Raw genomic sequence first — 10978 nt, 5'->3', positions numbered from 1 at the left:
TAATTGAAGTGTGCGGGCTGTAGAGAAACTGTAGAGCCAGGCTCTGCATAATAGAGAAGCCTATTCAGTTTAGTTAAGCAACATATAAGCAGAGGGAGCTGAGAATTTGCGTAAAATCGCAATTATATTGGTAGCAGTCGGAGTGCTGCTGCTCATTTATCCGCAGTGGAATGAATGGATGGCTGATCGGGAGCAGAAGAAGCTGTTAAAAGAAGCGCTCCTGCTCATGGATACGCCACAGCCTGTAAATACGGGGGCCGCACAAAGCTACGCACAGCTAAATAATATGTTAAATGCAGGAGAAGAAACCGAGGATGAGGCAGCTTCTCTATTAAACGATTTTCAAAATGGCAAGCCCATTGCAACAATTACGATAGATCGTATTGATGTCTTATTACCGATCTTAGATGGCGCTACAAAGGCTAATATGAAGCATGCGGCCGTTCATATGCGAGAGACTGCTTTGTTTGGGGAGGAGGGCAATGCGGCTGTCGCAGCGCATCGTGCCCATACAACCGGAAGGTTATTCAATCGGCTGAATGAAGTAGAAATTGGCGATGAAATTGTCGTACAGACCAGTAATGCAAAATATGTTTACAAAGTGTACGAGACCCTTATTGTCGAGCCAACCGAGCTGTCAGTATTAGATAGTGTTCCCGGTGACAAATTGCTTACACTCATTACTTGCGATCCGCTCATCAACCCGACTCACAGGTTAATTGTGCATGCCCGTCAAATGGAGACACTATAAAAGGAATTGAAAGCTGATAGAAACGTAAAAAAGCAAGGAGTACCACATGATCCACTAAACAAGCGGAAGGTGTAGAACTCCTTGCTTATTGACTTTACGGCTTGGCTTGATTAATATTGCCATATTTCTCTTTTGGAAGTTTGCTTCTTCCTTCCCTGAATACAAAAAATCCATTTTTGCCTTGTTTCTTGGCTACGTACATCGCAGCATCCGCTTCTTTCACAAGCATATCATGCTCAGCGTTGCGGGCCGTGCACATCCGAATACCGATACTAACGGTAATTAACACGTGATAACCTTCGACTGCGTAAGGTGTCGTCAGCTTTTCCAAAATTTGCGTGGCAGCCCGCTTTGCTATAATAGGGTCGCAGTTTTTGAGAATCATCACGAACTCATCACCGCCAATCCGGAATAGCTCACGATGTTTTTTAGACTCCACCTGCTGTAAGCGAACGCTGACCTCCCGAAGCAGTGCGTCTCCAACATGATGGCCGAAACGATCATTTATTTCTTTAAAGTGATCCAAATCCAGATAGAGAATCGCCATACTTTTTTTGCTGCGATATGTTTTCCAAAATTGCTCAAGCCCATGTCGATTATAAAGACCCGTAATACCGTCCCTAAAGGCAAGCTTCTTCAATACTGCTCTCTCAACAAGCATGGCACGCAAGATAATAATAAGAACGGTAATGATAATGACCATTAGGGTGTTGAAGAAGAAAGGAAGGTTCTGATTAGAGAAGAATGGCTCGGGGAGTCTGAACAATTGTGTGAAAAACAGCACCAGCATTCCCGCTATTACAGCAATCATAATGGAAGTCGGGAGAATTTTAACCCATTTTTTTAAGCGCATGTTTTATCACCATAGTTATTTTTTTTGTTCCCCAACATTATACACGGAACATCTATACAATTTCTATACTTGTTTTATATCCCATTTAAATTTGCTTCATCGGTTGAGGATTTTGGGATAGAAAAGCGAACAACCGTACCTTGTTTTACTGTGCTTTCGATGCATAATCCCTTGCCGTACAGCTGTTTCAAACGACGATCCGTATTACGGAGGCCAATTCCTCCACGGTTTTGCTCCAGCACGCTTCTGACCTTCTCTTCTTCCATACCGACCCCGTTATCTATAATCGCAATTTCAGTATAATCGTCGTATCCTTTCAGGTGAATACGCACAGTGCCCCCACTTGAACGGGACAGCACTCCATGCCGCACGGCATTTTCTACAAGCGGCTGAATGGAAAGCGGCGGAATACGAAGCCATGGCAAGTCATCAAGCTCCCACTCAATTTGCAGGCGATTGCCGAAGCGCTCTTTCTCAATAAATAGATAGGAATGAAGCAGATCCAGCTCATGCTGAAGCGGAACTACGCGCTCTGAATTTTTCATATCAAAGCTCGCTCGCAAATATTTTCCGAACTCCTCCAGCAATTGCACCATCCTCGATTGATCAATCACACTTAAGGAGGCGATGGAATTTAACGTATTAAATAGAAAATGAGGTTGAATCTGTGCTTGAAGCCAAGCCGCCTCAATACGCAGCCGCTCATTTACCGTTTGTTTCAGGTCAGTTAAAGCTTGTACGCGAGACTTGAGCTCCAAAGCATCGACAGGCTTAGTAACATAATCATTTGCGCCTGCCATAAAGCCTGTATTGACATCTTCGGGACGGCTGCGAGCAGTCAGCAATAAAATCGGCAGCTCGGATATGCTGAATCGTTTGCGAATCGTTTGAGTCAACTCATAGCCCGACATTTGCGGCATCATAACATCGGCGATAACTAGATCCCACTCCTTCGTTTCAAGCAGCTTGAGTGCTTTTTTGCCGCTCGTGACGGTAGCCACTTCATAAAACTCTGAATCCAGCAAGCTGGATAATATTTTTAAGTTAATAGGATCATCATCTACGGCAAGGACAGTGGCTTTATTTTGTTCTGTGTCGGATGCCGCTTGTCTCTGATCAAGACGCAGTAATTGAGAATTAGCAGCAATGACGGCTTCTGTAGACACGGCTGTTTCAGCTTCGCTTGGCAGCGTAAATTCTGGTTCGTCGGCAGCTGCATGGGCGTCAAGGAGCATGGTGAAGGTGAACGTAGAACCTTTACCCGGAACCGACTGTACCGTTAGCTCACCCCCGTGTAGCTCGACTAATTGCCTGCAAATGCTGAGCCCGAGACCAATACCGCCGCTCATGGCGGTCATGCTGGAATCACCCTGCTCGTAAGCTTGAAAAATAGTGCGCTGTACGTCTGTATCTATGCCGACCCCAGAATCCTGTATGTGGATATAGGCTTTATCCCCAATCGCTGCTGCATGAACGCTAACAATACCCTCGTTCGTAAATTTAACAGCATTATGGATGAGATTAAATAAAATCTGAATCAGCCTATTTTCATCGGCAATTATTTTAGGAAATGAACGGGATATATTCATTTCTAGCTGAACGGGTTTGTCCTCCGTTAAATAACGCAGCATATCAAATACGCCGGAAATGATGTTTTGCAGCCGGATGCTTTCCTTATTCAAATGAATATCTCGTTCCTTAAGACGTGTGACATCGAGCAAATCATTAAGCAGCAGCGACATGCGGCGTCCAACGGTAATGATCAGCATTAAATTATTTTTGCTTGCTTCATTAATGGAATGGGTCGTATTAGCCAATACGGTCTGCGCCATATTAATCATGCCATGCAGCGGATTTCTCAGCTCGTGAGAAGTATTAGCGAGAAATTCATCTTTCGCTTTATCGGCTTTTTGCAGTTTATAAGCAAGCTGCTCCAAATTGGTTCTAGTTTGCAGAAATTGTTTGAACCAGAAGGAAGCAAAACAGATAAATGCAAAAATTAAATCAAATGGATAATAAGGCAAATCCCACTCTGTTCTTAATTTGAGGGTAGCCCAAACAATACTGGAAGCGAGGCTTATAGCAGCAAAAAGGAGGAAAACCATGTTGTCCTCACCCTTAAGTGCTAGGCGCAAGATCATAATCAATATAATTAAAGGCGGAAGTGAGATCGCCATAATCCTAAGGGGGGACAAGGAAATAACTAGTTCATACGGCAGCAACAAAGTGACGATTGCGTAAAGGGCACATAGCAATAAATACACGCGTATGGCTTTATCCTTCCGATATATAGGAAAAAAATTGGCGGAGAATGCTAACAGCATTGTAGATGCTCCAATTAAACTAAGCCTTAATAGTTTAATACTCCACTCTAAAGGGATAGGCAGCCAGGAGAGCAATAATTTATTATCATCCACGAGAGTACCTAGCATCATACAGAAAATAACGATGGACAAATAAATGAGCTCTTTCTTCCGAACGCCAAGCAAAGGAAGAAGGCCTACATAAATAAGATGAAGTATATAGATGACGGCAACCATAAGCTGCATAGCAATTAACAAATAATCTTCACGCTGAACGGCGGCTAACGTCCCGAATTTAATCGGCTTGGTAATACCGCCTCCTTCAGGGAAATCATAATTGGAGATATGAAGCACCAAATTCATCTCATTTGTGTCTGCAACAGAAGAAATAAGAGGATACATCTTCCCTACATGCTCTTGTGGGTTTTCTGATGGTTGGCCGAGCTTGGATACAGAACGGCCGTTAACGAATAACTCATAGCTGCTTGAAATAGCCATCGTCTCGATTCCAAATTGCTGAGTGCCATTGTCAGGAAGCAAAATACGGAGACGATAGGTTCCAAAGCCAAAGCCAGAACCATCAGTGTCTTTATTTAAATAATTACCCCATTTATCTGGAACAGCAGCCCAGCTTTTGCTGCCAGGCGAGGCGCCTAAGGGATCAGGCGTAAGGAAAATATTTGGATAAAACTCCCACTGACCATTAAGCCTTATCGTTTCTTTGTCAGTAAAATGCCAGCTGCGCAAATCTAGTACACCCTGCTTTGCAGCAGGATGGACAGGGGGGTTAAACGCCGCGTTCCAGATGAAATGCAGGCAGGTTAGGAAGCTAATAAATACAACAATATAAATAAACAGTCTGAGTTTGGGTGTGTTTTTAAGTATCATATTATTTACAATTCGACAGAAATAGACAAGTTCCTTTTCAGGTAGTGTCTAGTTACAACAGAAACCTGTATTATGAAGTGATCACTTTTTCTTTATGCTGAAAATGTGTTGGAATTCGCTCCAGCAGACTGTCTTCATAGATATTTCCCAGCTCCAGCTTTGGCATATGGATATAGCCGATATAACATCCGCATTTCTTCATGCCGCAAGGTCGTTCTACGGATAAGCCTTCCAGTCCGTCCCGATAAAGTTGTCCGATGATACGCCGATCTTTGTAGCAATGTTTGACGACACCGCTTCCTTGAATATAGAACACGGAGGACCCGGCGGAGCAGCGCTGACCGAAGCTATCATAGTCCCTCGTATTCCATAGAAAATAAGGATCAACGGCTTCAAGCCGGGCGATTTCTGCTTCTGTGTAATAGTTAGGTTTATCTTTAAAGGCATTCACCCAAACATATACATCCTCTGGCAGGTTGCTGCGAAGCGCTTCAATTTGCTCGAAAGCACTTCGCAGCCCTACGGTTCCAACGCTAAAATTAAGTCCTTGTTGGTGCAACTGCATGCACTGTGACAGCATCTGGCTGAGCGTCGTCTGACCGGGGTGGTAAGTAACCCAAAAAGCAGCTTTCTCTGGATTTAACAGGCTTGTCCAGTCTAGCTTAGTAGAGAGATTCGTCTGGACGGCTACCTTGGAAATATGGGGCATATGTGACAACTCAATCATAGCCTCGCGATACCAGCGATGGATAAGGGCTTCACCATAGGGGTTGAAAAAAATAGATAATTCATGGCCGGCGTGCCCTTGCTCCCGAATCCAATCCATGAAAGTATGCAATTGCTCCTCGTCTTTGCGCAGCGTAGCGGCACTGTCTTTATTTTTGCTAAATGGACAATAAGGACAATCATAGTTGCAGGAGGACAGTGACCCCCGATAATACAGCACAGCCTTCATGACAGCTCGTACCCTTCCATTAATTCTCTAACATCACCGGAGATAAACTCATCGCCGATAGCATCGGAATAAGCCATGCCAAGCTCTGTTAGACGAAGGATTTGTCCGCCATCCATCATTTGGGCAAAGCCGAGTTGAATAAGCTCAGCCAGTTCGGAGTGATCGGCAAGCGCTTCGCTGCGAAAACGTTCTGAATAGCTTGCAAGTGAGAGGCCTTCGGCATGCAGCAGTGCCTTTAAAACAAACCGCCGCTTCTGTTCAGCGACATTTAATTTAAATCCGTAATTCGCGGATTGGAAGTTTTCTGTTGCAACATAATCGGCAATGATGCTTCTTGTAGCCGCTGCGCTTACCCCATAACGGGACGCATAATGCACTTCGCGCGTATAAGAGCGTGCACCACAGCCGAGTCCAGCCATGCCTTCCTCCTGACAGCTAAATGGTAAAATGTTTTTGTGCGTAAACGTTATGTCTTTAGCAAACCGCCGCATGGAAAATTGCTTGTAACCTGCCGCCTTAAGGCGTTCGCATGCAATATGATATAGTTCCAGCCGTGCATCGGTACCCTGACGCTGAATTTGATCTGGCTTTAAAATCGTATGTTCTCGCGTATACAGCGGATAAATGAAAATTTCACCCGGAGCAAAGCTAATTGCTTTCTCCAATGAATATATCCATGAATCGGCAGTTTGTCCCGGCAAACCATAAATCAGATCAATATTCAGCAATGGAAAATCAAAAGCCTGCAGCATCGTAATTGCTTGTTCAGCAAGCTTTGGCTTTTGTGGTCGATAAATGGCCGAAGCCTCCTCATCGATAAAGCTTTGCACACCAATACTAACCCGGTCGGTCCGTCGGTCTTTTAAGATTTGCAGCCGCTCTTCACTCACCGTATCAGGAGAGGTCTCCACAGAAATGGAAGCCTGTGATGTATCCAGCCCCATAACATCCTCAGCAATGGTAAACAGCCGATTTAACTGTGAAGCCTCAAGCAATGTAGGCGTACCGCCACCAATGGCGAAGCGGGAAAAAGGCTTTCCTGTAATAATGGGAGCCCACTGCAAAGCTTGACGTTCAAGTGCATCTACATATTGCTCATGCACATGGGTACGACGATCAGGAAGGGTGAACAAATTGCAAAATCCGCAGCGTACCCCACAGAATGGGATGTGCATATATAAGAAATAATAATCGGCAGCTTCGTCTTTCCAAAGTTCCTCAAGCGGCAGCGCCGGTGTTAGTGTCCGATAAGCGGTTTTATGCGGATAAGAATATAGATAGGAGCGGTAAGGGGAGGCGAACCAGCGCTTGCCCCATTCTGGCAAATCCGCTGGTCTAGTTAGTGATGTTGGCATAGACATCCGGCATCTCTCCTCTTTCATTCTAAAATAAATTCACGGTATGGTACGTTCCATACAACCTCATGTGCGAGTCGATGTCCGTCGTATCCGTCTTCGCCATAGGCGGTTCCATGATCGGAGAAGGCGAGGCAAAGGGTTTTGCCGCGGCTTCGCAGCGCATCGAACAATATGCCAAGCTGGCTGTCTACGTATCTGAGTGCTGCACGCTGCGACTCGATGGAGTCTTTACGTGAACTGCTAGGGAGAAAATAATGATTCGGCCCATGAATAGCTGAGATGTTCAGGAACAGAAACAATCTTTCATTGATATTAGCCTTCTCCAGCAGCTTTAGAGCATGATTGACCTGATGCTCAGTAGAACGAGGGTTGGTTACCCCGAAATTCATGCGCCAGTAGCTTTCTTGAAAATATCCGGGAAGTACTTTTGCCAGCTTATTTTTCTTAGTGAAAAAGATGACTCCTCCAATGCATATCGTTCGGTATCCTTCTTCGGCAAGGCCGCTTACAAGATCAGGTGCATCAAACTGCCATGTGTGGGGATGTGTTTTTAAACCTGTATTTTTGGTGTGGAATAATCGCACATGTGATGCTTTATCCGTATTGGCAGGAGTAGGGAGAAAGCCTCCAAAAAAGGCATGATGTGCAGCATACGTGAAGCTGCCAGGCGTATGCCGCTTCTCCCATGGTCCGTCTGCGCATAAGTTGCGGCAGTTGGATTCTTCGAGCTTGGCTACATCATAACGCAGCGTATCAAGCGTAATCATAACAATATCATGAGAGCCCACGATTTGGTTCATATCTATCATCCTGAGCATCCTCTCCGTGCAGGCTTTTTACTTCTGTAGAAGCGACATTTGCCATTCGTAAGTATTCATTCCCTTATGCTCGGCATGATACAGTAAATCACCGAAGGGATTAACATCGCATATGTAGGTCCGGCCCTGTTTTTTTTGAACAAGCACATCAATTCCAGCGACCGTTGAACCATTAAATGCAGCAAGTGCGGATACAGCTGTATCTTCTACCTGGTTTTTCAAAGCAGCTGAAAGCGTGCCATCTGTTATTAAGCGACGCTCATTGCGCAAATGTAAATTAGTAATAGGAGTGCGGCTTAGCCTTGCTAAGGCATGGCAAGGGGAACCGTTAACGACAAGCTGCCTAATATCATAGCTGCTGCCATCGATACTGTCCTTTTCAATCCAACGCTCAATTTGAGCACCTTCACGACATACCCAGTCAATGATTAATCGGATCGTTGAATGGTCGGTATAACGCTGCAATTTACCAGAATTGTAGTAAATCTGTTCATTTTTATGCTGCTCTATGCCAATCGTTGTAATCGCAATTTCTGAGCCAGTTACAGGATGACGCTGATAGGCGATAACGCCTGAGGCTCCTGAGCCATAAGCAAGCTTAATGAATAAGCGGTTCATACGGCTCGATTGAACAGCCGTCAGCAGCGATTCATAATCTCGGATAGAGCCAGTGGGAGCTGGCAGAGCAGGCGTAGGGACACCATTTTGTGAAAGCAGCTGCTGGCAGCGCCGCTTGTCGAACATAACGGCAACATCCGCCGGATCGTTGACCCAGCGGAATGGAAAATCACTTTGCTGCGCAGCTTCACGAAGCTCGGCTAGCAGGCGACAATAGCCACGGTACCATTGCCCTGGATAAAGGATGCGCCCATATTGTTCGGGAAGCCGCAATGCTTCGGTCGGAGTAACAGATATACCGCTAGTTAAATCTTTTCTGTTGCTTTCAAATTCTGCTCCCCACGCAATTAATTCACGCTCCACAAGTGAATTTTCTCCAGGAGCATCCAGCCGTAGAACAATGGGCTTTCCTTCTATGGGCTGTGAGTTTGTTGCCGCCTGCCGAATCGATTCACCTAAATGGGTAGAACGTTTCAGCAGATCCGAATAAGGAAGAACAATAGCTGGGGGAAGCCCAAGCTTCTGCCTGGCAGCTTGTAGGCCAAGCGTACGTTTGTTGCCTGGGTTCCCAATTAACAAATAGGGTTGTACTGAAACTGTGGCGGTCATTATTCCGTAATATAGGGATAGCGCCAGTCATCCTCATCAGCATCTTGCCCATCGCTAAGGTCAACAGAAAGACCAGTTGCTTTCCAGCGTTCGACCATTTTATCGCTCATATAGTGGTAATTAAGATCCAAATGTTTAAGCTTCTTCACCCGCTCGCTCGTTATGAGGGCTTCTGCTCCCACATCGGTTAGAGTACCGTAAGACAAATCAAGCGTATCCAATTGGTCGACAATTGGAAAATCAGCAATCGCAATTGCAATCTCGTCCTGAATCTCGCTATTTTTCAAGCCCAAATAGGTGAGCTTTGGGAATAGCTCTGGATTAGCGACTGCCAGAACCTCTTCCAGCGATGCATCAAACCCATAATTATCTACACCAAGATACAATTCAAGTCTGCGAAGCTCAGGAAGCTGGGAGCCAGCGATTTGTCCAATTACACTATTCGGCAATCCGCCGCAAATAATTTTCAGTTCTTGAAGCGCTGCATGCTGCAGGGGTTCGAAACTTAAATCGGTGCTTCCTTTAACGGTAAGGGATCGAAGATTAGGATAGGCTTCAAGCAGTGGAGCGATGTTTGTTTGATTAATCCAGGATACTTCACATTCCTCCGAGTCCATATCTCCAAGAAATACGCTGCTCAGCCCTGTGAAAATATGTTTGTGTTTAACGAGTGATTCGATTGCATCATCAGGTCCGTTCTCATAGGCTTGTCCCCAATCACCGATCGTAAGCACGGAAATATTAGCTGCGTTCGGTTTTTCAGTGAGCTGGTCAATAAGCTGGGAAATGCGAACACCATTTTCATATTCATCGTAATCAACGGATAAGCGAATCTCAATCATTCATATCCCTCCAAAAGTTTCCATGTCCAATTTAAAATAACACGCTCTACTCAGCAGCGTCAATCCAGCTGTTTTCCTGAAAATGATTAATAAACAATGAAGCATAAAATCAAAGTTTCCAATAGAGGGTTATACCCGTGCTAAGGAATGCTCAAACATTGTTTCTTTAATGAATTTTCAAATCCACATATCCAAAAACAGAAGGAAGAGGTTGGAATTTCATTGACTAAGAACGTATGTTCCTGTAATATGAATTATAGAACCTATGTTCCCTTTTGGCAAGCCGTAAATATTAAAGGACAATTAAACATACTTGAAGACGAAATAATAAAAATTTATACATTGTTCTATTCATATGCGATAGGTGTAAATAGTCTATATCACGTATTTTTAAGTGTAAAAGGGCCTGGATGTGTAGAGAAAGTTTCATTATTTCCTCCTAAAGGCATGAAGGGCGTCCTTTCCTAAATATGGTACTATTATGGTAGTCAGGGGACATTATAAGTATCCGGAGGTAGTCGGTCATGATTGTGTACATAACGGTGAAGAGTCTTGGAAAGAAGAAAAGCTATTTAAATCGTCTCGAGTGGACACTTACAAATAAACCGGATACGTTGAAAGCGCTAATTACGGACCTGGTTACTGTAAATGTTCAGAAATTCAATCAAAAGGAGACGGACGTTCCGCTTGTGCCATATTTGACGCAAAGTGATGTGGAGCTGCAAGCCGAGACGGGCAAAGTTGGCTTTGGCTCAATATATAATGAGCAAAGAGCAAGTATAGATGAAGCGCTTTGTACTGCAATACTGGCGTTTGAAGACGGACTATATAAGGTATTTATTAATGGCGATGAAATCGAACAATTGGATAGTCCTTTACATATACAGGATGGCGACGAACTCGCATTGATTCGTTTTACTATGCTGGCAGGTAGAATATGGTAGCTGGACTGGTTCATATTTTATTTTAATAAGCAGGAGGCT

At 44.5% G+C, this 10978-nt stretch carries 9 protein-coding genes; 2 read left to right on the top strand and 7 right to left on the bottom strand.

Annotated features, from left to right (window positions below; translation table 11 throughout):
• The first annotated feature begins 106 nt into the window (after positions 1-106).
• The gene (locus tag MHB80_RS23945; RefSeq protein WP_341279318.1) at positions 107-751 is read left to right on the top strand and encodes a class D sortase; all 645 of its coding nucleotides are present in this window, start codon (positions 107-109) and stop codon (positions 749-751) included.
• Positions 752-845: 94 nt separating this feature from the next.
• Here the strand turns inward: MHB80_RS23945 and MHB80_RS23940 are convergent, their stop codons facing one another.
• The 7 genes from MHB80_RS23940 to MHB80_RS23910 all read right to left on the bottom strand — a co-directional run bounded on the left by MHB80_RS23940 (position 846) and on the right by MHB80_RS23910 (position 9995).
• Positions 846-1604 carry a GGDEF domain-containing protein gene (locus tag MHB80_RS23940; RefSeq protein WP_341279317.1) on the bottom strand — a complete coding sequence of 253 codons (759 nt, stop codon included), beginning with the start codon at positions 1602-1604 and terminating at the stop codon, positions 846-848.
• Between the two features lie 74 nt (positions 1605-1678).
• Complete coding sequence (locus MHB80_RS23935; RefSeq protein WP_341279316.1) at positions 1679-4654, bottom strand: ATP-binding protein; 2976 nt, start codon at positions 4652-4654, stop codon at positions 1679-1681.
• Positions 4655-4865: 211 nt separating this feature from the next.
• A complete protein-coding gene (locus tag MHB80_RS23930) occupies positions 4866-5750 on the bottom strand; it encodes an STM4011 family radical SAM protein (protein ID WP_341279315.1) in 885 nt (294 codons plus the stop codon).
• Positions 5747-7105: an STM4012 family radical SAM protein gene (locus MHB80_RS23925; protein WP_341283062.1), complete on the bottom strand. Its 1359-nt coding sequence runs from the start codon at positions 7103-7105 to the stop codon at positions 5747-5749. Before MHB80_RS23925 ends, MHB80_RS23930 begins: the two co-directional genes overlap by 4 nt.
• 23 nt (positions 7106-7128) lie before the next feature.
• The gene (locus tag MHB80_RS23920) at positions 7129-7917 is read right to left on the bottom strand and encodes an STM4013/SEN3800 family hydrolase (protein ID WP_341279314.1); all 789 of its coding nucleotides are present in this window, start codon (positions 7915-7917) and stop codon (positions 7129-7131) included.
• A 27-nt stretch (positions 7918-7944) separates the two neighbouring features.
• A complete protein-coding gene (locus tag MHB80_RS23915) occupies positions 7945-9123 on the bottom strand; it encodes an STM4014 family protein (RefSeq protein WP_341279313.1) in 1179 nt (392 codons plus the stop codon).
• Between the two features lie 29 nt (positions 9124-9152).
• Complete coding sequence (locus MHB80_RS23910; RefSeq protein WP_341279312.1) at positions 9153-9995, bottom strand: STM4015 family protein; 843 nt, start codon at positions 9993-9995, stop codon at positions 9153-9155.
• Positions 9996-10519: 524 nt separating this feature from the next.
• On the opposite strand from MHB80_RS23910, the gene MHB80_RS23905 reads away from it, so the two are divergent.
• Complete coding sequence (locus MHB80_RS23905; RefSeq protein WP_341279311.1) at positions 10520-10939, top strand: hypothetical protein; 420 nt, start codon at positions 10520-10522, stop codon at positions 10937-10939.
• Positions 10940-10978: the final 39 nt, after the last annotated feature.

The sequence above is a fragment of the Paenibacillus sp. FSL H8-0537 genome, from assembly GCF_038051995.1.
GTDB lineage: Bacteria > Bacillota > Bacilli > Paenibacillales > Paenibacillaceae > Pristimantibacillus.
The sequence above is the reverse complement of the archived record's forward strand: the minus strand, read 5'-3'. Positions and strand labels throughout refer to the sequence as shown.